The sequence below is a fragment of the Roseomonas sp. TS2 genome (genome assembly GCF_058833935.1).
This window is the reverse complement of sequence record NZ_JCACVY010000003.1, coordinates 25,680-47,388: the sequence shown is the minus strand read 5'-3', so window position 1 is coordinate 47,388 and position 21,709 is coordinate 25,680. Positions and strand designations below refer to the sequence as shown.

The following is a 21,709-nucleotide window of genomic DNA, read 5'->3' as shown; positions in this document are numbered from 1 at the left end:
AATCGACCTGAACAAAGAGACGGAGCGGAACGGATGGATTTCAGTCACTCGCCGAAGGTGGCGGCGCTGCGGGAGCGGCTGCTCGCCTTCGTGGACGAGCACATCGCGCCGAACGACCACCTGCACCACGAGCAGCAGGCGGCGATGACCGACCGCTGGCAGCCGGTGCCGATCACCGAGGCGCTGAAGCCCAAGGCGCGCGAGGCGGGGCTGTGGAACCTCTTCCTGCCCGAATCGGGCCATGGCGCCGGCCTCACCAACCTCGAATACGCGCCGCTGGCCGAGATCATGGGCCGCTACCCGTGGTCGAGCGAGGTGTTCAACTGCTCCGCGCCCGACACGGGCAACATGGAGACGCTGGAGCGCTACGCGACCGAGGAGCACAAGGAGCGCTGGCTGAAGCCGCTGCTGGCCGGCGAGATCCGTTCCTGCTTCGCCATGACGGAGCCGGATGTCGCCTCGTCGGATGCCACCAACATCCAGACGCGTATCGTGCGGGATGGCGACCACTACGTCATCAATGGCCGCAAGTGGTGGTCCTCGGGCGCGGGCGACCCGCGCTGCGCCATCTTCATCGTCATGGGCAAGACCGACCCGGAGGCGGAGAAGCACAAGCAGCAATCGATGATCCTGGTGCCGCGCGACACGCCGGGCGTCACCATCAAGCGCATGCTGCCGGTGTTCGGCTTCGACGACGCGCCGCACGGCCATGCCGAGATCCTGTTCGAGAATGTGCGCGTGCCGGCGGGCAACATCCTGCTCGGCGAGGGCCGCGGCTTCGAGATCGCGCAGGGGCGGCTTGGCCCGGGGCGCATCCACCACTGCATGCGCGCCATCGGCTTGGCCGAGCGGGCGCTCGAGATGATGTGCCGCCGCTCGCTGGAGCGCCGCCCCTTCGGCAAGCCGCTCGCCGACCAGGGCGTGATCATCGACCGCATCGCGCAGTCGCGCATCCTGATCGACCAGTGCCGGCTGCTGACGCTGCACGCGGCGTGGCGGATGGACACGGTGGGCAACAAGGTGGCGCGCACCGAGATCGCCGAGATCAAGGTGGCGGCGCCGGACATGGCCTGCCAGGTGATCGACTGGGCGATCCAGGCGCATGGCGCCGCCGGCGTCACCGAGGATTTCGGACTGGCCTACATGTACAAGATCGCCCGCACGCTGCGCATCGTCGATGGGCCGGACGAGGTGCACAAGTTCCAGCTCGGCCGCATGGAACTGAACAAGTACCGCGCCCCGCGCAACGCCCGCCCGGGAGAATCCGTGTGAACACCGCCATGGACCGCTCGCTCTTCGACCTCACCGGGCAGGTGGCGGTCGTCACCGGCGCCTCGCGCGGCATCGGCCGCGCCATCGCCGAGCGCATGGCGCAGCAGGGGGCGAAGGTCGTCGTCTCCTCCCGCAAGCTCGACGCCTGCCAGGAGGTGGTGGACGGCATCACCGCACGCGGCGGCGAGGCCTTCGCCTATGCCTGCAACATCGGCCGCAAGCCGGAATTGCAGGCGCTGGTCGATGCCACCATGGCGCGCTGGGGCCGTATCGACACGCTGGTCTGCAACGCCGCGGTCAACCCCTATTTCGGCCCGGCCATCGACATGCCGGACGAGGCCTTCGACAAGATCATGGGCTCCAATGTCCGCTCCAACCTGTGGCTGGCCCACATGGTGATGCCGGGCATGGCGGAGCGCGGCGGCGGCACGGTGGTCGTCATCTCCTCCATCGCCGGGCTGCGCGGCTCGCCGGTGCTGGGCGGCTATGCCATCTCCAAGGCGGCCGACATGCAGCTCGTGCGCAACATCGCGGTGGAATGGGGGCCGCGCAACGTGCGCGCCAACTGCATCGCCCCCGGCCTGGTGCGCACCGACTTCGCCCGCGCGCTGTGGGAGGACCCCGAGATCTACCGCAAGCGCACGCGGGACACACCGCTCCAGCGCATCGGCGAGCCGGACGAGATCGCCGGCGCGGCGGTGTTCCTGGCCTCGGCGGCCGGCAGCTTCATGACGGGGCAGACCATCGTCATCGATGGCGGGATCGTCGCGGGCTCGCCGGCCACCGGGGAGGAGTAGGGCCATGCCAGAGAGCGCGCTGGCCGGCACGCCCGCGCTGGTGCCCGTGCTGGAGAACCACCGCTTCGACGAGGCGGCGCTGCGGCGCCACCTCGCCGGGCGGCTGCCGGGCTTCGAGGGGGCGGTGGCCATCCGCCAGTTCCAGGGCGGCCAGTCCAACCCCACCTTCCATGTGGCGACGGATGCGGGCGACTACGTGCTGCGCAAGAAGCCGCCCGGCAAGCTGCTGCCGAGCGCCCACGCCGTGGAGCGCGAATACCGCGTGATGCGCGCGCTGGAGGGCAGCGGCGTGCCGGTGCCCGCCATGCGCTGGCTCTGCGAGGATGCGGCGGTCATCGGCACCCCCTTCTTCCTGATGGACCACGTCCCCGGCCGCATCTTCCCCGACCGGGTGATGCGCAGCGGAGACCCGGCCGAGCGCGCCGCCATCTATGCGGACCTCGCCCGGGTGCTGGCGGCGCTGCACGCGGTGGATTGGCGCGCCGCGGGCCTCGGCGATTTCGGCAAGCCGGAGGGCTACATGGCCCGCCAGGTGGCGCGCTGGACCAAGCAGTGGCACGCCGCGCAGGTGGAGGAGATGCCGGAGATGGAGAAGCTGGCCGAATGGCTGCCGCGCCATCTGCCGGCGGATGACGAGACGACGCTCGCGCATGGCGATTTCCGCCTAGGCAACGTCATCATCCACCCCACCGAGCCGCGCGTGGTGGCGGTGCTGGACTGGGAACTGGCCACCCTCGGCCACCCGCTGGCCGATCTCGGCTATGCCTGCCTCACCTACCACATGCCGCCCGGCCCGAGCGGGGCCACCGGCCTGCTAGGCGAGGATTTCGCCGCGAGCGGCATTCCGGACCAGGAAAGCTTCGTGGCGGAGTACGCGCAGGCGGCAGGGCGGCCGGTGCCGCGCGACCTCGACGTGTTCATCATCTTCTCCATGTTCCGCCTGGCCTCGATCGTGGCGGGCGTCTGGAAGCGGGCGCTGGACGGCAACGCCGCCGACCCCCGCGCGATCGGCTATCGGGACCGCTACCGCGGCATGGCAGAGGGCGGCTGGGCCATCGCCCAAAGGTTGAGCTGACGCTCGGTTGCACTATTTCGCAGTGTGCTCTTGCTCCGTCCCCATGCGGCATGGCATGGCTGCCCTTGCCCGCTCGCCTGTGTGAATGCGGGCTGAATGTGGCAGATGACGCAGCCGGATCGGCCTGGAGAGCACAAAGCGGGCATTCAGGCCGGGGCGGGGCGGGAACGCTGGCTGCCAGGCCTGCGCGCCTATCTGATCGCCTTCGCCATGGCCCTCCTGCTGCCTGCCCTGGGTATCGGCGGTGCCGTGGCCTGGCAGGCCATCCAGGCCTATCGCGGCGCCTTCGAGGGGCGGCTGCAGGACACGGCACGGGCGCTGGCGCTGGCGCTCGACCGCGAGATCGGCGCCTATGAGGCGACCCTGGCCGGCCTGGCCGCGGCGCCAGAGCTGGACGAGGGGGCAGGCGAGGCGGCCCTCGCCCGGTTCCGCGCCCGGGCCCACGCCATCGCGGCGGCCATGGATAGCTGGGTGGTGGTGCAGGGCCCCGGACCCGACTATGCGATGCTGCTGCACACCCTGGCGCCGGCCGCGCAACCATTGGGCAGCGGGCTGCGCCTGCCGGAGCCGGATGCCCCGGTGCCCCGGGTCTTCCGCACCGGCCGGCCCGCCGTGGGCAGCCTGGCACGGGGACTGCGCTCAGGGCGGCAGGTGGCTTTCGTCTTCGCCCCGGTCACGCGCCAGGGGCGCGTCATCCGCGCCATCGGCATGGCGCTGGACCCCGCCCGCATCGCCCGGCTGCTGGAGCGGCACAACCTGCCCCCCACCGCCTTCGCCGTGGTGACGGACCAGCACGACATGGTCGTCGCCCGTTCCCGCAACCATGCGCGGTATGTCGGGCGCGCCGCGCCAGGCTGGTATGCCGCCGGCAAGGTCGGGCGCACCAGCGGCTTCCTCACAGGGCAGGCCCTGGAGGGGCAGCCCGTGGTGCTCGGCTTCGCCACGCTCGCCGCCGCACCGGGCTGGAGCATCGCCGTCAGCGAGGCCGCGGCGGCCTATGAGGCGAGCTGGCGCCGGCCGATGCAGGCGCTGGCCGTGGGCGCGGCCCTGGCGCTGCTGCTAGGCCTGGCTCTTGCGCTCTGGCTGGGAGGGCGGCTGCTGCGCCCGGTGCGGGCGCTGACCGCCGACGCGGCGACGGTGACGCGCCCCGGCGCCACGCCGCCGCTGCGCGCGGTGCCGATGGCCGTGGCGGAGTTCGAGACGTTGCGCCGCCACCTCGGCGCGGCCGACGCCACGCTGCGCCTGCAGGCGGCGGAGGCGCGCGCCGGCGAGGCCCGGCTGCGCACCGCGCAGGCGGTGGGGCAGCTCGGCGTGTTCGAATACGATGTCGCCCGCGACCGTTTCTGGCGCTCGGAGGAACAGCAGCGCCTGCACGGGTTGGACGCCGGCGCCCCTCAGCCAGACCTGGCCGGCTATCTGGCGCAGGTGCACCCGCAGGACCGGCCCGGCTTCGCCCGGAAGATCGAGGAGGCCTTTCTGGGGAGGGAGGGGGTCTCCACGGTCCATCACGTCTTCCGCTTCCACCGCTTCGACACCGGCGCCGAGCGCTGGCTCGCCGTGGATGCGGAGGTCACGGAGCGCGACCGCGCGACCGGCCGTGCCCTGCGGGTCAATGGCACCACGCGCGACATCACCGAGCACCAGCGAGCGGTCCTTGCGCTGGCGGCCAGCGAGGAGCGCCTGCGGCTGGCCATCGAGGGCACCGGCATGGGCAGCTGGGACCTCGACATCGCCAGCGGCCGGCTCATCTTCTCGCGCCATGTCTTCCTGATGCTGGGCCGCACGCCGCCGCCGGGCGGCGAGACGACGCTGGAGGCCTGGCGCACCCATGTCCACCCTGAGGATCTGCCGGTTCTGCGCGGCGCCTGGCGGCAGGCCGAGCAGGAGGGCAGCCTGTATCACGCCACCTACCGCATCCGCCGCGCCAATGATGGCATGGAGCGCTGGATGGAATCCTATGGCCGCTTCATCCACGCCGCCGGGGCCACCGGCCCGCGCTTCGTCGGCGTCATGTTCGACGTGACGGCGCGGCGCCAGACGGAGGAACGCCAGGGGCTGCTGATGCGCGAGGTGGACCACCGCGCCAAGAACGTGCTGGCCGTTGTGCTCTCCGTGGTGCGGCTCAGCCGCAACGACGATCCGCGTGCCTTCGCGGAGGCCGTGGAGGGAAGAGTGGCCGCGCTGGCGCGGACCCATGAGCTGCTGGCGCGGGAGAAGTGGAGCGGCGCGACCCTGCGGGCCCTGGCCGAGGAGGAACTCGCCGCCTATCGTGGCGCCGCCGCGGGGCGGGAGCGCATCCTGCTGGACGGGCCGCCGCTGCGCCTTGAGGCCTCGGCGGTGCAGCCGCTCTCGATGGCGCTGCATGAGTTGGCGACCAATGCGGCGCGCCATGGCAGCCTGTCCCGCCCGGAGGGGCAGGTGGTGCTGCGCTGGCGGCAGCATGAGGACGGCAGGCTCCGGCTGTGCTGGAGCGAACGGGGAGGGCCGGCCATCCCGGGGCCGCCCACCCGGCAGGGCTTCGGCAGCCGCCTGCTGCGCACGGCGATCACCGGGCAGCTGGACGGCACCGCGGAGCTCGACTGGGACGAGGGCGGGCTGCGCTGCACGATCGCCGTGCCCGGCACGCTGGTCTCCCTGGCGGCGGAGGAGCAGGCCGCCTCCCCGGACGCGGCACCGGCGCCGGGGGAGATGCCGCCTGCCGCCCCTGCGCTGCAGGGGGTGCGGGTGCTGGTGGTCGAGGATGAGGCCCTGATCGCCGAGGATACCGCCCAGATCCTGGCCGCGCTGGGCTGCACCGTGCTGGGCCCCGCGGCGACGCCGGAGGCCGCCCTGGGCCTGCTCGGCAGGGAGGCGCGGCCCGATGTGGCGCTGCTCGATGTCAACCTGGCCGGACGCAGCTCGTTTTCCGTGGCGGAGAAACTGGCCTCACAGGGCGTCCCGGTGGTCTTCATGAGCGGCTACAGCGATCTCGGCGACTGGCGGGGCAAGGCGGCCGCCGTCCTGTGCAAGCCGGTGACGCCGGCGGAGATCGCCTCGGCGTTGCACCGCACAGTGGGGCGGTTGCTGGCCTGAACGCCCCGGCGGCCGGGCCGGGGCCTCAGCCGCCTGGGAGTTTTCCGGGCGGCAGGAAGCGGAAGGAGACCCGGTGCCGCCCGGTTTCCCCCGGTTGCAGCCAGCGCATCGAGGGCTTCTCGGCCAGCTCTCCGCTGAATCCTTCCGGATCGCCATGCCCGGTCCAGGCTTCCAGGCAGAGGAAGGGCGCGCCGGCCGGGGACCAGAGGGCCAGATGCGGGAAGTTCTCCAGCCGCAGGGCGATGCGGCCCCGCGCGCCGTTGTGAAAGCACACGGTCCGGCTGCGCAGCCCCAGGAAGCAGAGCGCCTCCCGCGCCAGCAGGCCGGGGCTCAGGCGCAGGCGGCGGCCTTCCAGCGGCACCGGCCGCTGCCGCGCCGAGAACAGCCCGCCCGGGGCGATCTCCGGCACCTCCGGCCGCTCCGCGCGGCTGAAGTGCAGCACATGGCCCCCGGCGCCCGGCACCGCCGGGTCCCAGGCGAAGCCGGGATGCAGGCCCAGCGCATAGGGCAGGGGCACGGCGCCCGGATTGTGGATGGCGAACCCGGCCGAGAAGCCCCGCGCCATCAGCCGGTAGGACACCGTCAGGCAGAAGGCGAAGGGGAAGCGGGCGCGGCTTTCCGCCGTGTCCCGCAGGCGGAGCTGCGCCTCTGCCGGACCTTGCGACACCGCCTCGAACAGGCTGGCGGCGGCGAAGCCGTGCACGCCCATCGGGTAGTGCCGGCCCTCGTGACGGATCTCCCCGCCCCGCGTCCAGCCGACCACGGGGAACAGGATGGGCGAGGTCTGCGGCCACCAGGCCGGGTCGGCGTTCCACAGAAGCTCCTGTCCCTCCACGCGCCAGGAGCGCGGCTCGGCGCCATGGCGGGCCAGGGCGAGACTGGCGCCGCCATGGCGCAGCAGGAGGGGCTTGTCATCCATGGGGCGGTGTCCTTCCGGCGGCGTGAGTCCGCCGGGGCACCGGAAACAGCAACAGCCCGCCGAAGGCAAGACGGCAAGGCCGGGCGACCCCTGCGGTGCCCGGCCCGCCACTTCCCTCAGGCGGCGCGGGCGGCGATGGCGCGGGCACGCGCCAGCAGCGCCTCGGCGCGGCGGATGATCGGGATGTCGATCATCTTGCCGTCGATGGCGAAGGAGCCGCGCCCCTGCGCCGCCGCCTCACGGTCCAGCGCGATCATCCGCTCCGCCGCCGCCACCTTCTCGGGCGAGGGGCTGAAGCCGGCGTTCAGCACCGGCACCTGCGCCGGGTGGATGGCCGAGGCCCCGACGAAGCCGAAGGCCGCCGAGCGCCGCACCACCCGCTCATAGGCCGCGAGGTCCGAATAATCGGCCACGGTGCTGATGGTGCCGAGCGGCATCAGCCCGGCGGCCACCGCCGCCTGCAAAATCTGCTGCTTGGGCATCAGCAGCACCTCCTCGGTCGGCTCGCCGCCGATCGCCGTGGCGTAGTCCTCGGCGCCGAGCGAGAGGCCCACGGTGCGCGGCGTGGCGCGGGCGATGGCATGCGCCTGCGCCAGCGGTCCCGGCGCCTCGATCAGCGCCACGAAGCGGATGCCGCCCTCCGGCAGGCCGCGCTGCTGCTCCAGGCGGGAGACCAGCTCGTCCAGCAGCCGCAGATGGTCCGGCCCCTCCACCTTCGTCACCATGATGGCGGCGACGCCGGGGATCACCGCCGCCTCGATGTCGCGCACCGCATCCTCCAGCGGCTGGTTGATGCGCACCAGGATGTCGGCGCGCGCCTCGCGCTTCAGCCGGGCCACGGCGGCCTCCACCCTGCGGCGGGCCTCCGGCTTGTCGGCTGGGGCGATGCTGTCCTCCAGGTCGAGCTGGATGGCGTCGGCGCCGCGCTCATGCGCGCGGGCCAGGAAGCGCTCCACATTCACCGGCACGAACAGGCCGGAGCGCCACACCGGGTGCGGGCGCGGGCTCATGGCGCCACCACCAGGCCGGAGGCCATGGCCGCCTCGATCTCGGCCCCGGCGAAGCCCTGCGCCGCCAGGATGTCCCGGCTGTGCTGGCCGAGGCGCGGCGCCGGGGCGCGGATGGCGCCCGGCGTGCCGGAAAGCCGGGCCGGGATGGCGTGCATCGGGAACTGCCCCATCTCCTCGTCCGGGTACTCGGCCAGCAGGCCGCGCGCCTGCACGTGGCGGTCCGCCATGAAGCGGACGATGTCGTTGACCGGGCCGATGGTGACCTCGGCGGCTTCGAAGAAGGCCACGTTTTCCTCCAATGTCTTCTGGGCGACGAAGGCGCCGATGATGGCGTCCAGCTCCTCGCCATGCGCCACGCGCTGCTCGTTGGTGCGGAAGCGCGGGTCCTCGACCAGCTCGCCGCGCCCGATGGAGCGCAGCACCCGCTCCGCCATGCCCTGGGTGGAGGCGGAGAGGCAGACCCAGCCGCCATCCCTGGTGCGATACACGTTGCGCGGCGCGGCGCCGGTGGAGCGGCTGCCGGTGCGCGGCTTGGTCTTTCCCGTGAGGCGGTAGTTGGCCGCCTGCGGGCCGAGCGCGGTGAACAGCGGATCGAGCAGCGGCAGGTCGATCACCTGGCCCTGGCCGCCCCGCATTTCCACCGCGCGCAGCGCCGCCATGGCGGCGAAAGCGCCGGTGAGGCCGGCGATGGTGTCGGCCAGGTACATCGGCGGCAGCACCGGCTCGCGGTCGGCGAAGCCGTTCATGTCGGCGAAGCCGGCGAAGCCTTCCACCAGCGTGCCGAAGCCGGGGCGGCGGGAATAGGGCCCGTCCTGCCCCCAGCCGGAGATGCGGACGATGATCAGCCGCGGCTCCAGCTTCAGCAGCTCCTCCGGCGGCAGGCCCATCGCCTCCAGCGTGCCGGGGCGGAAGCTTTCCACCAGGATGGCGGCCCCGGGGACGAGGCGGCGGATCAGCGGCACCGCCTCGGGGTGGCGGAAGTCGATGCACAGGCTGCGCTTGCCGCGGCCATGCACCTTCCAGGCGGTCTCCACGCCGCGCACCCGCCAGCCGCGCAGCGTGTCGCCGTCGCGCGGCTCCACCTTGTCCACCGTGGCGCCGAAATCGGCCAGGTGCTGCGTCAGCGTGTTGCCGGCGACGAGGCGGGAAAGGTCCAGCACCCGCACGCCGTCCAGCGGGCCGGAGGCGCCGGGCGTGTAGTCGGCATGGGGCAGGCCGGCGGCCCGCGCGGTATCAAGCGGCGACATCGGCGCCTCCCCGGAACAGGATGCCGCCCGCATGGGGCAGCCAGAGATCGAGCCGGTCCTCGGCCGGGGGCTGGCGCGCCTCCAGCCGCAGCGCGGCACCCGCCAGCTCCAGCCCCACCTGCCAGTTGCCGCCGACATAGGAGCGGCTGGTGACGCGCGTGGCCAGCACGGAGCCGCCCTCCGGCGCGGTGCCCGGCGGCGCCACCTGCATCTGCTCGGGGCGAAAGGCGAGGGTGACGCGGCTGCCACCGGGGGCGGCGCGCTCGGCCACCGCCTCCAGCCGCTGGCCGTCGGCCAGTTCCAGCAGGGCGCGGCCGCCGGCCGGCGCATCGCCCACCACGCGGGCGGGCAGGAAGTTGGTGGTGCCGATGAAATCCGCCACGAAGGGATCGGCCGGCCGCTCGTAGATCTCCTGCGGCGTGCCGATCTGCGCGATGCGCCCGCCATTCATCACCACGATGCGGTCGGAGAGCGAGAGCGCCTCGATCTGGTCGTGGGTGACGTAGATGGTGGTGAGACCGAGCCGCGTGCGCAGCTCGGCCAGCCAGGCGCGGGCGCGGTCGCGCAGCTTGGCGTCGAGGTTGGAGAGCGGCTCGTCCAGCAGCAGGATGGCCGGGCGGTACACCAGCGTGCGCGCCAACGCCACGCGCTGCTGCTGCCCGCCCGAAAGCTCGTGCGGGTAGCGGCCCGCGTAGCGCTCCATCTCGACCAGCGCCAGCACCTCGTCGATCCGGCGCTTCCGCTCCGCCGCCGCCACCTTGCGGAGGGTGAGCGGGAAGGCGACGTTGTCGGCCACCGTCATGTGCGGCCACAGCGCGTAGCTCTGGAAGACGAGGCCGCAGCTGCGCGCCTCGGGCGGCAGGTAGATGCCGCGCGCGGCGTCGAAATACACCGTGCCGCCCACCTGGATGCGGCCGCCATCGGCGCGGTCGAGCCCCGCCACGGCGGCGAGGGTGGTGGACTTGCCGCAGCCCGAGGGGCCGAGCAGGGTGACGAACTCGCCATCCGCCACGTGCAGGTTGACGTCATCGACGGCGGTGACGCCGCCGAAGCGCTTGGTCAGCCCCTGGATGGTCAGGTCAGCCATGCAGCTTCACTCCGAAGATGCCGCGCACGGCGGCGACGCAGACGGCGATGACCGCCACCTGGATGGTCGCCAGCGCGGCGACGAGGCCGACCTCCCCCTGCACCCACAATTGCAGCAGCGTGGTGCCGATGACCTCGCTGCCGGGGGCGAAGAGGAAGATCGCGGTCGAGTATTCCTTGAAGAAGGAGATGAAGAGGATGGTGAAGCAGCCGACCAGGGCGGGGCGCATCAGCGGCAGCAGGATGCGGCGGCTGGTCGTCCACCAATCGGCGCCCTGCACGCGGGCCGCGCGGTCGAGATCGTGGCTCACCTGCAGCAGCATGGGCGCCACGGCGCCGATGCCGGCCGGGATGAAGCGCATGGTGAAGGCGATCACCAGGATCCAGATGGAGTTGCGCAGGAAGCCGAGCCCGGGCAGCAGCGCGAAGGCGTAGAAGAAGCCGATGCCCGCCACCACCCCCGGCACCGCGCGCGGGAACAGCGCCAGGTACTGCAGCGCGCCGCGGAAGCGGAATTCCGAGCGGTGCACGATGATGGCCACCAGCCCGATCAGCGCCGTGGCGATGGCGCCGCCCACCAAGCTGACCACGAAGGAATTCCACACCGCGCGGGAATAGACGGGGTACTCGAAGATCTGCACGAAGTTGCCGGTGGTCAGCACTTCCGAGAGCGGGATCATCGGCGAGAGGAAGGCGGTGAAGGCGCGCAGCACCAGCACGCCGATCGGCGCGATGACGGTGGCCAGGATGTAGAGCGCGGCCAGGATGAACAGCGGCCAGCGCAGCCCGCCCAGGCGGAAGGGTCGGGGCCGCGTCGCCTTGCCGCCGAGCGTGATGAAGCGGCGCGTGTTGCCCAGCATCCGCCCCTGCAGCCAGACCAGGAAGCACACCACCGCCAGCATCAGCGCCGCCGCCGTGGCCACCAGCCCGTGGTCGGGCCGCGGCGAGGAGATGCCGTTGTTGAACAGGAAGGTGGTGAGCACGGTGATGCCCGCCGGGTCGCCGAAGATCAGCGGGATGGAGAGCAGCTCCAGCCCCACGGTGAAGTTCAGCACGGCGCTGTAGGCGATGGCCGGCTTCATCAGCGGCAGGGTGATGCGCCACAGCGTGCGGAAGGTGCCGGCGCCGGAGACGCGCGCCGCCTCCTCCAGCGAGGGGTCGGTGATGCTGGCGGAGGAGAGGCAGTAAATATAGGCCAGCGGCGCCTGCGACACGCCGGCGATGACCGCCATGCCGGCCAGCGAATAGAGCGTCCAGGGCGCCTCGCCCAGCACCGACTGCCACAGCATGGTGAGGTAGCCCGCCGGGCCATAGACGGCGTACCAGCCGAAGGAGAGCACCAGCGCCGAGAGGTAGAGCGGCCAGAGGAAGAACTCGCTCATCAGCCGCGCCAGCGGCAGGTCGGTGCGGCCGAACAGGATGGCGGCCAGCGTGCCCACGAACTGCGCCACCAGCGTGGTCAGCGCCGCCAGCACGACCGTGTTCAGCAGCACCAGCCCGAAGCCCTCGGTGCGGGCCAGGCGGGCGAAATTGGCGAGCGTCAAGTTGTACTCGGCGTCGTAGAGCGCGCCGTCGAGCACCGATTGCAGCAGCACGGGCAGCAGCGGCCCCGCCACCAGCACGAGCACCAGCAGCGCGGTGCCGTACTGGATCGGCGCGGCGCGCGGGATGGCCGGCGGCGCGGGCGGCGCCTCCGGCCGGGACATGGCCAGGCTCATCGGCTCAGCTCACGCCGTAGGCCTGCTTCCAGCGGTCGATGAAGGGCTGGTACTGCTCCAGCATCGCCGGGTTGTAGTCGATGAAGGCGATGTTCTTCTCGCCGCCCACCGCCTCGCTGATCGAGCTGAAGGTGTGGCGGATGCCCTCGCCGGGGCGGATGTCGGGGCGCGCCGGCGTCAGCCCGCCGCGGCCGAAGGCACGCTGCCCCTCGGCGGAGGCGATGTAGTCCAGCATCAGCTTGGCCGCGTTGACATTGCGCGCCCCCTTCGGGATGGCCATGCCGCGCAGGATGACGAGCTGCCCGTCCTCGATGAAGTTCCAGCCCAGCACGCGCGCCCGCGCCGGGTCGTTCAGCCGGGGCCAGAAGGTGATGGCGGAGACGAACCAGCCCGCGGCGTATTCGCCCGAGGTGACCTTCTCGGTCATCGGCCCGCCGGAGCGTTCCCAGCGCGGCTGGGCGGGGGCGATCTGCTTGAACCACTCCCAGGCCTGATCGCCATGCTTCTGCACGAAGCCGAAATTGGCCGAGTAGCCGAAGCCGCCATTGTGCGCGCCGTAGCTGGTCAGCTTGTTGCGCCAGCGCGCGCGGTTCTCCTGCGCCAGGTTGGCGAATTGCGCGAAGCTCTTCGGCTGCTGCGCCTCCGGCACCAGCATCTTGTTGTAGATGAACACCAGCGGGTCGGCCGAGACGGTGTAGACGCCGGGCCAGGGCTTCGACCAGGCGGGCCAGGCGGCGGCCTCGGGGCTTTCATAGGGCATCACCTCGCCGCGCTGCTGGAACTCGATCCAGCCCGAGGGGTCGGCGGTGGCCAGCAGGTCGGCGGTGCGGCTGTTGGTGCCGCGCTCGGCGAGGTAGCGCTCGAACACCTCGCGCGAGTTCGGCAGGTCGAGCGTCTCCACCTTGATCTTGGGGTAGCGGCGGTTGAACCCCTCCAGCACCGGCCGCCAGTTCTCGGCCGACATGATGGAGGAGATCAGCAGGCTTCCCTCGCGCTCCGCGCCCGCCACCACCTCCTGGTAGCCCTGCGGGTAGCCGGCGGGGGCTCCTGTCGCGTTCGCCTGCGCCCGCAGCCCGGCGGGCAGCAGCAGGGCGGGCAGGGCAAGGGTCGTGCGGCGTCCGATCCGGTTCATGGACATGTCCTCTCCCGATGGGGCCCGCCGGAAACGGCGCTCTCGACCCCGGCGCTCTTTGGCGCAATTATTGGCGCCAATACGCTAAGGCCGCTGTTCCGCCCCTGACAACCCTCTTTCAGCACAGGAACGATCACGAATGGCCCGACCACCCCGCCCGCGCCGCGCCCTGGCCGCCGAGATCGCGGCCGCCATCCGCGGCGGCGCCTACCGCGCCGGCGAGTGGCTGCGCCAGGTGGATCTGGAGGAGCGCTTCGGCGCCACGCGCTTCGACATCCGCGCGGCGCTGGCCGAGCTGGCGCTGCGGCAGACGGTGGAGCATGTGCCCAACCGCGGCTTCCGCGTCGCCACGCCGGACCGCCAGCGCATCCGCGACATGCTGGCGGTGCGTGCCCTGCTGGAGGTGGAGGCGGCGCTCACCGCCCTGCCGCAGCTGGACGCCGCCGCCCTGCGCCTGCTGGAAGCGAAGGCCGACGCCTTCGACCGCGCCGTGGCGGAGGGCACCCCGGCGAGCCAGAGCGCCACCAATCTCGACTTCCACGACACCCTCTACGGCTTCTCGCCCAACCGCGCCCTGGTGGAGGTGGCGACCGAGACGCGCGACCGCGCCCGGCTCTGGCCGCTGGTACTATGGCCTTCCATGCAGTCGCTGCGGCGCAGCGCGCAGGGCCACCGCGAGATCCTGGCCGCGCTGCACGCGGGCGACGCCGCGCGGGTGGCCGCCAGCGTGCGGTCGCACATCCTGGGCTCGGCCGCCAACCAGCCTGTGGAGGAGGGCTGACCCGCGCTACTGCGCGTAGTCGGGCTCCTCGCGGCCCAGGATGCGGTGCCAGGCGTCGAGGTGCAGCCGCGCATCCAGCTTCTCGCCCCAGGGGCCATGGTGGTGGCGGCGCAGCCCCTCGGGCAGGCGGTGCAGCGGCTGGCCGGTCTGCATCGCCGTCATCTGGTACATGGCCGTGCGCTCGGCGATGTAGCATTCGTCGAAGGCATCATGCACGGTGGGGCCGACCACGGTGACGCCATGGCCGCGCATCACCATCACGCTCTTCTCGCCCATCAGCCGGGCGATGCGGTCGCCTTCCTCGTTCACATGCACCGGCTCGTCGCCCTCGCGGTCATAGACGATGCGGTCGTTGAGCAGGAGGTTGTTGTGGTGCGAGAGCGCCAGCTCGGCATCCCGCAGCAGCGAGAGCGCGGTGAGCCAGCGCGGATGCACATGCACCACGCAGGCGGCCGCCGGGTTCTGCAGGTGGATGCGCGCATGAATGTGGAAGGCCACCTTGCGCAGCTCGCCGCGCCCCTGCAGCACGCGCCCCTCGAGGTCGCAGACGATGAGGTCGCTCGCCCGAAGCTCCTGGAACAGGTAGCCGCGCGGGTTGATCAGGAAGCGCGTGGCGCTGCCCGGCAGCATCAGGCTGTTGTGGTTGCCGATGTGCTCGTTCCAGCCCAGCCGCGCGGCGACGCGGAACACGGCCGCCATGTCGCGGCGCAGGGCCCACTCCGCCTCCTCGTCGGCGCTGCGGCTGAGGCTCTCGATCGTCGCGGCCATGCGGGTCTCCTCCGCGGGCAGCCGGTTCAAGGCGCCCCTGCTGGAATACCGTCCGGGAACGAAAGGGTCCACGAGACGGGAAGGAATGGCAAGGCACAATCGGAGGCCTTCGCAACTTTGCCGGCAGCAGCGGGAACGTTCCCAAATGGCAGGATTCCTTGACGGCCCCTGCGTTCCGGGTCGCCTTGCAATCGGGCAGGCCGTCCAGCCCTTGTGCAATGCAGCGTCGTCACCGGGCGCCGCGGCATCGCTTCCCCGCGCATTCGCAATGAATTCCGGTTGACGGGCCGCACCACTGACCGGCAGCCTTCCGGGCGCCGTGCTCCGGCGATCCCATCCAGCGACTGGGGGAATTGACGATGAAGCGTGCCTTCACGACCGGATGCGCCCTGCCGGCGCTGTTCGCAGCCACCCTCCCGCTCCTGACCGCGGGGCCGGCCGCCGCCGCGCCCTTCGCCTGCCCGAACCGGGGCGGGAACCTGGTGTTCGGCCAGGAGGCCAACGTCAACAGCCTGGACCAGATGACGTCCAGCACCATCTCCACCCGCAACATCGCGATGAACATCTACGAGTCGCTCGTCACGCGGGACGAGAACAACAAGCCCATCGCCGAGCTGGCCGAGAGCTTCGAGGAATCGCCCGACAGGCTCGCCTACACCTTCCGGCTGCGCCAGGGCATCACCTTCCACAACGGCAAGCCGATGACCTCGGCCGATGTCGCTGCCTCCTTCGACCGCTACAAGCGCATCGGGCTGCAGCGCAGCACGCTGGACAACGTGGCGGGCTGGGAGACGCCGGATGCCGGCACCTTTGTCATCCGCATGGCGCGCGCGCAGCCCACCTTCATCGAGGCGCTCTCCTCCTTCAGCGTGCCGATCGTCATCATCCCCGCCGAGCACAAGGATGATGCGCCGCAGCAGCTCCGCCCCGTGGGCACCGGGCCGTTCCGCCTGGTGGAGTTCACGCCGGGCAGCCATGCCCGCCTCGCGCGGTACGACGGCTACAAGCCCAACACCGCCTATGAGGAGGCGACGGGATTCGGCGGCTACAAGCTGGCCTGCCTGGACAGCGTGACCTTCCGCATCGTCACCGAGGCCTCGGCCCGCGTGGCCGGGCTGGAGACGGGCGAGCTGCAGGGGGTGGAGGACATCCCGACGCAGTCGGTCGAGGCGATGCGGAAGAACCCGAACGTCACGGTGCTGCCGCTGAAGAACTGGTGGATCCAGATCGCGCTGCCCAATGTCGCCCACCCGCCGACCGACAACCTCAAGTTCCGCCAGGCCGTGCAGGCCGCGCTGGGCATGGAGGACATCATGGATGCGGCGACGGACAACAACTACACGCTGAATGTCGGCTTCCAGTTCCCCAACCAGCCCAGCTACACGGATGCGGGGAAGGAGACCTACAACATCAACGACCCGGACCGGGCGAAGCGGCTGCTGCGCGAATCCGGCTACAAGGGCGAGCCCATCGTCATCCTGACCAACCGCGACTATGCGCCGATGTACAATGCGGCGCTGGTCATGCAGCAGCAGATGCAGGCTGTCGGTATCAAGGCCGAGCTGAAGGTGGTGGACTGGCCGACCTCGGTGCAGATGTCGCAGAAGGTGAACAGCACCGAGTGGCATTTCTTCCACAGCGGCTGGGGCACGCAGCCGGCGCTCGGCGCGCTGGCCACCATGCAGTTCCTGGCCGCCCCCGGCGCCAACTACCGCCCGCGCGACGACAAGCCGGACCCGGATGTCGAGGCCGCCTGGTCCGACATGAACACCAAGCCCACCGAGGCCGAGCGCAACGCCGCCTTCGCGCGGATGCAGAAGCTGGTGCTGGAGCGGGCCTATGCCTACCCCTTCGGCTCGCTCACCAAGGTGCAGGCGGTGCGCGCCAACGTGCAGAACTTCCGCCCCTTCCGCATCCCGCGCTTCAGCAATGTCTGGATCAAGCCATGAGGGCTGAGCGGGGGAGGCGGATGCGGTGATCGGCGTCGCCCTGCGCCGCATCGGCAGCGCCGTGCCGGTGCTGCTGCTGGTCAGCCTCATCACCTTCGGGATGATGCGGCTGATCCCGGGCGACCCGGCGGCGGCCATCGCCGGGCTTTCCGCCACCCAGCGCGAGATCGAGCAGATCCGCGCCGATCTCGGGCTAAACGAGCCCTTCCTGGTGCAGCTGCTGCGCTGGTATGGCGGGCTGCTGCAGGGCGATCTCGGCCGCTCCATCCTCATGGGCAAGGGCGTCGTCGCCGTCACCTTCGAGCGGCTCCCGGTGACGCTCGGCCTTTCCGCCTACGCGCTGGTGCTGACGTTGGCCATCGGCCTGCTGGCGGGCATCCTCGCCGCGCTGCGGCAGAACACGCTGATCGACCAGCTGGCGATGATGTTCGCGATGATCGGCATCTCGGTGCCGAGCTTCTTCCTCGGCCTGCTGATGATCATCCTGTTCTCGGTGCGCCTCGGCTGGCTGCCCACCGGCGGCTACATCCCCTTCGGCGAGGACCCGTGGGGCTGGTTCCGCAGCGCCACCATGCCGGCCATCTCCCTGGCGCTGCTGCAGGCGGGGCTGCTCGCGCGCATCACCCGTTCCACCATGCTGGAGGTGATGCGGCAGGACTATATCCGCACCGCCCGCGCCAAGGGGCTGCCGGGGCGGCAGGTGGTGTTCAAGCACGCCCTCGCCAACGCGATGATCCCGATCACCACCGTCATCGGCATCATCATCAGCCTGCTGCTCTCCGGCGCGGTGGTGACGGAGGCGCTGTTCTCCATCCCCGGCATCGGCGGGCTGCTGACGCAGGCGGTGCTGAACCGCGACTACCCGCTGGTGCAGGGCGGGCTGCTGCTGGTCACCGCCTTCCTCGTGCTCGTCAACATCGGCATCGACATGCTCTATGCCTGGCTCGACCCCCGGGTGCGCTATGAGTGAGACGGGTGCCCTGCCGCTGGAAGCCACCCTGGCCGCGCCGGAGACCGAGCCACGGCGCCGCCACCCGGCCTGGGCCACGCTGCGGCGGCTGTTCCGGCACCGGCTCTTCGTCACCGGGCTGGTGCTGTTCGGCATCATCGCCTTCATGGCCGCCGCCGCGCCCTGGATCACCGACGCCAACCCGAACCGCCTCTCCATGCGCAACAAGTTCCAGCCGCCGGGCGGGGACTGGGTGTTCGGCACGGACAATTTCGGCCGCAGCCTGTGGTCGCGCGTCGTCTGGGGGGCGCAGCTCTCGGTGATGATCGGCCTGTCCGTCGTCGCGCTGAACGCCGTGTTCGGCACGCTGATCGGCGCCCTGGCCGGCTATTTCCGCCGGCTCGACAACATCCTGATGCGGGTCAACGACGCGCTGATGGCCTTCCCCGCCATCCTGCTCGCCATCGGCGTCACCGCCATGCTGGGGCCATCCACCTTCAACGTCATCCTGGCGCTCGGCATCGTCTACATCCCGCGCACGGCCCGCATCGTCCGCGCCTCGGTCATCGTGCTGCGGGAGATGGAGTATGTGCAGGCCGCCGTCGCGGCGGGGGCGGGGCACTGGCGCATCCTGCGCCACCACATCCTGCCCAACGCCATGGCGCCGATGATCGTGCAGCTCTCCTTCCTCTTCGCCTATGCGGTGCTGTCCGAGGCCACGCTCTCCTTCCTCGGCCTCGGCGCGGTGCCGCCGACGCCCACCTGGGGCAACATCATGGCCGAGGGGCGGGACTTCATGCGCGACGCGCCCTGGATCATCGCCATCCCCGGCGTGACGCTGATGATCACCGTGCTCGGCCTCAACATGCTGGGCGACGGGCTGCGCGACGTGCTCGACCCCCGGCTGAGGATCCAGCAATGAGCCTGCTCGACATCCGCGGCCTGACCACCGCCTTCCAGACCGAGCGCGGCGAGATCACCGCCGTCGAGGACATCAGCTTCAGCCTGGAGGAGGGCGAGATCCTCGGCATCGTGGGCGAGAGCGGCAGCGGCAAGAGCGTCACGGCGCTCACCGTCATGGGGCTGCTGCCGCGGCCGCCGGCGCGCATCGTCTCGGGCTCGGTGCGCTTCGCCGGGCAGGAGCTGACCGGCCTCTCCGAGCGGCAGATGCAGAAGGTGCGCGGCCCCGGCATCGCCATGATCTTCCAGGAGCCGATGACCTCGCTGAACCCGGTGTTCCGCATCGGCGAGCAGATCATGGAGACGATCCGCGCGCATGAGCGCCTCTCCACCCGGGCGCTGCGCGACCGCGCGGTGCAGATGCTGGAGAAGGTCGGCATCCCGTCCCCCGCGCGGCGGCTCGACGACTACCCGCACCAGCTCTCCGGCGGGCAGCGCCAGCGCGTGATGATCGCCATGGCGCTGGCCTGCAACCCGCGCCTGCTGATCGCCGACGAGCCGACAACGGCGCTCGACGTGACGATCCAGGCGCAGATCCTCGACCTGCTGATGGACCTGCGCGACGAGTTCGGCATGGCCATCATGATCATCACCCACAACATGGGCGTCGTCGCCGAGACGGCCGACCGGGTGATGGTGATGTATGCCGGCCGCGTGGTGGAGGAGGCGCCGGTCGGCACGGTCTTCGACGCGCCGCTGCACCCCTACACCCGCGGGCTGCTCGACTGCGTGCCCTCCCTCTCGGCGGCCAAGCCGAGGCTGGTGGCCATCCCCGGCAACCTGCCGGAGCCGGCGCGGCGGCCCTCGGGCTGCCGCTTCCGGCCGCGCTGCGGGCTGGCGGTGCCGGCCTGCGCCGCCGCCATCCCGCCGCTCGACCCGCACGGGCCGGAGCACCGCGTGGCCTGCATCCGCGCCACGGCCGAGGTGGCGGCATGACGCGCCCGCTGGTCGAGGCGGCGGCGCTCTCCAAGCACTTCACCCTCGGCGGCGGCGGGCTGTTCCGCCGCCCGGGCGAGACGCTGCGCGCCGTGGATGGCGTGGACCTGCGCATCATGGAGGGCGAGACGCTGGGGCTGGTGGGGGAATCCGGCTGCGGCAAGTCCACCCTCGGCCGCCTGCTGATCCGGCTGATCGAGGCCTCGGATGGCCAGGTGCTGTTCGACGGCGCCGACGTCACCGGCCTGCCGCCGGCCAAGCTGCGCAGCCTGCGCCGCGCCATGCAGATCATCTTCCAGGACCCCTATGGCGCCCTCAACCCGCGCATGGCGGTGGAGGACATCGTCATGGAGCCGATGGTGATCCACGGCGCGAAGCCCGACGCCGCGGCGCGGCAGCGCGTGGCGGCGATGCTGGAGCTGGTCGGCCTGCCGCGCCAGGCGGCGCTGCGCTTCCCGCACGAATTCTCCGGCGGCCAGCGGCAGCGCATCGGCATAGCCCGCGCGCTCGTGCTGCGGCCGCGCTTCATCGTCTGCGACGAGGCGGTCTCGGCCCTCGATGTCTCGGTGCAGGCGCAGATCGTCAACCTGCTGCAGGACCTGCAGCGGGAAATGGGGCTGACCTACCTGTTCATCGCGCACGACCTCTCGGTGGTGCGCCACATCTCGGACCGGGTCGCGGTGATGTATCTCGGGCGGGTGGTGGAGATCGCTCCCAAGGCCGCCATCTACGACGCCCCGATGCACCCCTACACCCGGGCGCTGATCGCCGCCGTGCCGGCGCCGCACCCAGCCGGGCGCGCCGCGCGCCGCGCCGCCCGGCTGCGGGTGGAGGGCGAGATGCCGAGCGCGCTCAACCTGCCGCCCGGCTGCCGCTTCCACACGCGCTGCCCGCACGCCATGGCGGTCTGCCGCAGCGTCTCGCCGCCGCTGCGCGAATACGCGCCCGGCCACAGCACCGCCTGCCACCTGCACGACCCGCAGCACCGCCCGGCAGCCACCGAGGAATTCGCCGCATGAGCCAGACCGCCCGCACCCGCATCCTCTGCGATGTCGATCTCGACCGGGACGGGATGCAGACCGGCTATCTGCGCCTGTTCCACTCCTCGCACGCCTCGGCCTATGGCTTCCTGCCCATCCCGATCGTGGTGATCCGCAACGGCGAGGGCTCCACGGCGCTGTTCGTCTCCGGCAACCATGGCGACGAGTATGAGGGGCAGGTGGCGCTCGCCAATCTCGTCCAGGCCCTAAAGCCCGAGCAGATCCGCGGCCGCGTCATCATCCTGCCCACCGCCAACTATCCGGCGGCCATGGCCGGCAACCGCGTCTCGCCGGTGGACAACCTCAACCTCAACCGCATCTTCCCCGGCGACCCGGATGGCAGCGTCACCCAGCAGATCGCCTGGTTCATCAGCGAGCAGCTCATCCCGCGCGCCGACCTGGTGTGCGACCTGCATTCGGGCGGCTCCTCGCTGCTCTACACCCCCTGCGCGCTCACCGGCCGCACGGAAGACCCGGCGCTCTACGAGAGGCAGCTCGCGGCGCTGAAGGCCTTCGGCGCGCCGCTGGCCTATGTGCAGGGCCGTGCCCAGGGGCAGGGGGGCAACCAGACGCTGGGCGGCATCGCCGAGCGGCACGGCATCCCGAGCCTCGGCACCGAGCTTGGCGGGGCGGGCGCCGTCTCCCGCGAGGGGCTGGCCATCGCCGAGCGGGGGGTGCGCAACCTGCTGGTCCATCTCGGCATCCTGCCGCCCGAGGCGCGGATCGCGGCGCCGGAGACGCGCATCGTCGGCCTGGGCGGGCAGGACCATTTCGTCTACGCCGAGGAGCCGGGGCTGTTCGAGCCGCTGGTGGAGCTGGGCGAGGAAGTGCGGGCCGGCCAGCCCGCGGCCCTGCTGCACACGCCGGAGACGCCGTGGAAGCCGCCGGTGGAGCACCGCTTCCCGATCGATGGCCTGGTGCTCTGCAAGCGCCAGCCTGGCCGCAGCCAGCGCGGCGACTGCCTGTTCGTGCTGGGCGGCGCCATGCCGGGCTGAGCC

General features: G+C 71.6%; 18 protein-coding genes. 11 read left to right on the top strand and 7 right to left on the bottom strand.

The annotated features are described in order from the left end of the window. Window positions 1-33 precede the first annotated feature (33 nt). The 4 genes from ACZJYS_RS01295 (at window position 34) to ACZJYS_RS01280 (ending at window position 6,216) form a co-directional block, all read left to right on the top strand. A complete protein-coding gene (locus ACZJYS_RS01295; protein ID WP_109517088.1) occupies window positions 34-1,272 on the top strand; it encodes an acyl-CoA dehydrogenase family protein in 1,239 nt (412 codons plus the stop codon). Beyond that, entirely contained in the window at window positions 1,269-2,069 is an 801-nt protein-coding gene (locus ACZJYS_RS01290) for an SDR family NAD(P)-dependent oxidoreductase (RefSeq protein WP_493175342.1), read from the top strand. The genes ACZJYS_RS01295 and ACZJYS_RS01290 overlap by 4 nt, the downstream gene beginning before the upstream one ends. A 4-nt stretch (window positions 2,070-2,073) precedes the next feature. Further along, the gene (locus tag ACZJYS_RS01285) at window positions 2,074-3,144 is read left to right on the top strand and encodes a phosphotransferase family protein (protein ID WP_109517087.1); all 1,071 of its coding nucleotides are present in this window, start codon (window positions 2,074-2,076) and stop codon (window positions 3,142-3,144) included. 105 nt (window positions 3,145-3,249) lie between these two features. Further along, complete coding sequence (locus ACZJYS_RS01280) at window positions 3,250-6,216, top strand: HWE histidine kinase domain-containing protein (RefSeq protein ID WP_493175340.1); 2,967 nt, start codon at window positions 3,250-3,252, stop codon at window positions 6,214-6,216. A 25-nt stretch (window positions 6,217-6,241) separates the two neighbouring features. On the opposite strand, the gene ACZJYS_RS01275 is transcribed toward ACZJYS_RS01280, so the two are convergent. The 6 genes from ACZJYS_RS01275 to ACZJYS_RS01250 form a co-directional block, all read right to left on the bottom strand. Next, the gene (locus ACZJYS_RS01275) at window positions 6,242-7,135 is read right to left on the bottom strand and encodes an aldose 1-epimerase family protein (protein ID WP_109517085.1); all 894 of its coding nucleotides are present in this window, start codon (window positions 7,133-7,135) and stop codon (window positions 6,242-6,244) included. Between the two features lie 116 nt (window positions 7,136-7,251). Beyond that, window positions 7,252-8,145, bottom strand: a complete 894-nt coding sequence (locus tag ACZJYS_RS01270; RefSeq protein WP_109517084.1) for an HpcH/HpaI aldolase/citrate lyase family protein — start codon at window positions 8,143-8,145, stop codon at window positions 7,252-7,254. Continuing rightward, window positions 8,142-9,392, bottom strand: a complete 1,251-nt coding sequence (locus ACZJYS_RS01265) for a CaiB/BaiF CoA transferase family protein (RefSeq protein ID WP_493175337.1) — start codon at window positions 9,390-9,392, stop codon at window positions 8,142-8,144. The genes ACZJYS_RS01270 and ACZJYS_RS01265 overlap by 4 nt, the downstream gene beginning before the upstream one ends. Beyond that, window positions 9,379-10,479, bottom strand: a complete 1,101-nt coding sequence (locus tag ACZJYS_RS01260) for an ABC transporter ATP-binding protein (RefSeq protein ID WP_109517083.1) — start codon at window positions 10,477-10,479, stop codon at window positions 9,379-9,381. The genes ACZJYS_RS01265 and ACZJYS_RS01260 overlap by 14 nt, the downstream gene beginning before the upstream one ends. After that, on the bottom strand, window positions 10,472-12,196 hold the full coding sequence (locus ACZJYS_RS01255; RefSeq protein WP_109517082.1) for an ABC transporter permease: 1,725 nt from the start codon (window positions 12,194-12,196) through the stop codon (window positions 10,472-10,474). The genes ACZJYS_RS01260 and ACZJYS_RS01255 overlap by 8 nt, the downstream gene beginning before the upstream one ends. Window positions 12,197-12,200: 4 nt before the next feature. Then, the gene (locus tag ACZJYS_RS01250; RefSeq protein WP_109517194.1) at window positions 12,201-13,328 is read right to left on the bottom strand and encodes an ABC transporter substrate-binding protein; all 1,128 of its coding nucleotides are present in this window, start codon (window positions 13,326-13,328) and stop codon (window positions 12,201-12,203) included. Between the two features lie 139 nt (window positions 13,329-13,467). Between ACZJYS_RS01250 and ACZJYS_RS01245 the strand changes: the two genes are divergently transcribed. Next, window positions 13,468-14,109 carry a GntR family transcriptional regulator gene (locus ACZJYS_RS01245; protein ID WP_493175334.1) on the top strand — a complete coding sequence of 214 codons (642 nt, stop codon included), beginning with the start codon at window positions 13,468-13,470 and terminating at the stop codon, window positions 14,107-14,109. A gap of 6 nt (window positions 14,110-14,115) precedes the next feature. Here the strand turns inward: ACZJYS_RS01245 and ACZJYS_RS01240 are convergent, their stop codons facing one another. Beyond that, window positions 14,116-14,877 (bottom strand): class II aldolase/adducin family protein, encoded by a 762-nt coding sequence (locus tag ACZJYS_RS01240; protein WP_109517080.1) that lies wholly within the window; start codon window positions 14,875-14,877, stop codon window positions 14,116-14,118. A 359-nt stretch (window positions 14,878-15,236) separates the two neighbouring features. On the opposite strand from ACZJYS_RS01240, the gene ACZJYS_RS01235 reads away from it, so the two are divergent. The 6 genes from ACZJYS_RS01235 to ACZJYS_RS01210 are packed head-to-tail and all read left to right on the top strand — an operon-like array spanning window position 15,237 to window position 21,706. Continuing rightward, window positions 15,237-16,826, top strand: coding sequence for an ABC transporter substrate-binding protein (locus ACZJYS_RS01235; RefSeq protein WP_493175332.1), 1,590 nt, complete (start codon window positions 15,237-15,239; stop codon window positions 16,824-16,826). 25 nt (window positions 16,827-16,851) lie between these two features. Further along, the gene (locus ACZJYS_RS01230) at window positions 16,852-17,796 is read left to right on the top strand and encodes an ABC transporter permease (protein ID WP_181378106.1); all 945 of its coding nucleotides are present in this window, start codon (window positions 16,852-16,854) and stop codon (window positions 17,794-17,796) included. Next, the gene (locus ACZJYS_RS01225; protein WP_379651432.1) at window positions 17,789-18,697 is read left to right on the top strand and encodes an ABC transporter permease; all 909 of its coding nucleotides are present in this window, start codon (window positions 17,789-17,791) and stop codon (window positions 18,695-18,697) included. The genes ACZJYS_RS01230 and ACZJYS_RS01225 overlap by 8 nt, the downstream gene beginning before the upstream one ends. Next, window positions 18,694-19,671 carry an ABC transporter ATP-binding protein gene (locus tag ACZJYS_RS01220; protein WP_493175329.1) on the top strand — a complete coding sequence of 326 codons (978 nt, stop codon included), beginning with the start codon at window positions 18,694-18,696 and terminating at the stop codon, window positions 19,669-19,671. The genes ACZJYS_RS01225 and ACZJYS_RS01220 overlap by 4 nt, the downstream gene beginning before the upstream one ends. Beyond that, window positions 19,668-20,690 carry an ABC transporter ATP-binding protein gene (locus tag ACZJYS_RS01215; RefSeq protein ID WP_493175327.1) on the top strand — a complete coding sequence of 341 codons (1,023 nt, stop codon included), beginning with the start codon at window positions 19,668-19,670 and terminating at the stop codon, window positions 20,688-20,690. Before ACZJYS_RS01220 ends, ACZJYS_RS01215 begins: the two co-directional genes overlap by 4 nt. Next, the gene (locus ACZJYS_RS01210) at window positions 20,687-21,706 is read left to right on the top strand and encodes a succinylglutamate desuccinylase/aspartoacylase family protein (RefSeq protein ID WP_493175325.1); all 1,020 of its coding nucleotides are present in this window, start codon (window positions 20,687-20,689) and stop codon (window positions 21,704-21,706) included. The genes ACZJYS_RS01215 and ACZJYS_RS01210 overlap by 4 nt, the downstream gene beginning before the upstream one ends. Window positions 21,707-21,709: the final 3 nt, after the last annotated feature.

Coding starts and splice junctions, on each gene's coding strand:
- ACZJYS_RS01295 (WP_109517088.1), top strand. CDS start 34: ATGGATTTCAGTCACTCGCCGAAGGTGGCGGCGCTGCGGGAGCGGCTG.
- ACZJYS_RS01285 (WP_109517087.1), top strand. CDS start 2,074: ATGCCAGAGAGCGCGCTGGCCGGCACGCCCGCGCTGGTGCCCGTGCTG.
- ACZJYS_RS01280 (WP_493175340.1), top strand. CDS start 3,250: ATGACGCAGCCGGATCGGCCTGGAGAGCACAAAGCGGGCATTCAGGCC.
- ACZJYS_RS01275 (WP_109517085.1), bottom strand. CDS start 7,135: ATGGATGACAAGCCCCTCCTGCTGCGCCATGGCGGCGCCAGTCTCGCC.
- ACZJYS_RS01270 (WP_109517084.1), bottom strand. CDS start 8,145: ATGAGCCCGCGCCCGCACCCGGTGTGGCGCTCCGGCCTGTTCGTGCCG.
- ACZJYS_RS01265 (WP_493175337.1), bottom strand. CDS start 9,392: ATGTCGCCGCTTGATACCGCGCGGGCCGCCGGCCTGCCCCATGCCGAC.
- ACZJYS_RS01260 (WP_109517083.1), bottom strand. CDS start 10,479: ATGGCTGACCTGACCATCCAGGGGCTGACCAAGCGCTTCGGCGGCGTC.
- ACZJYS_RS01255 (WP_109517082.1), bottom strand. CDS start 12,196: ATGAGCCTGGCCATGTCCCGGCCGGAGGCGCCGCCCGCGCCGCCGGCC.
- ACZJYS_RS01250 (WP_109517194.1), bottom strand. CDS start 13,328: ATGAACCGGATCGGACGCCGCACGACCCTTGCCCTGCCCGCCCTGCTG.
- ACZJYS_RS01245 (WP_493175334.1), top strand. CDS start 13,468: ATGGCCCGACCACCCCGCCCGCGCCGCGCCCTGGCCGCCGAGATCGCG.
- ACZJYS_RS01240 (WP_109517080.1), bottom strand. CDS start 14,877: ATGGCCGCGACGATCGAGAGCCTCAGCCGCAGCGCCGACGAGGAGGCG.
- ACZJYS_RS01235 (WP_493175332.1), top strand. CDS start 15,237: ATGAAGCGTGCCTTCACGACCGGATGCGCCCTGCCGGCGCTGTTCGCA.
- ACZJYS_RS01225 (WP_379651432.1), top strand. CDS start 17,789: ATGAGTGAGACGGGTGCCCTGCCGCTGGAAGCCACCCTGGCCGCGCCG.
- ACZJYS_RS01220 (WP_493175329.1), top strand. CDS start 18,694: ATGAGCCTGCTCGACATCCGCGGCCTGACCACCGCCTTCCAGACCGAG.
- ACZJYS_RS01215 (WP_493175327.1), top strand. CDS start 19,668: ATGACGCGCCCGCTGGTCGAGGCGGCGGCGCTCTCCAAGCACTTCACC.
- ACZJYS_RS01210 (WP_493175325.1), top strand. CDS start 20,687: ATGAGCCAGACCGCCCGCACCCGCATCCTCTGCGATGTCGATCTCGAC.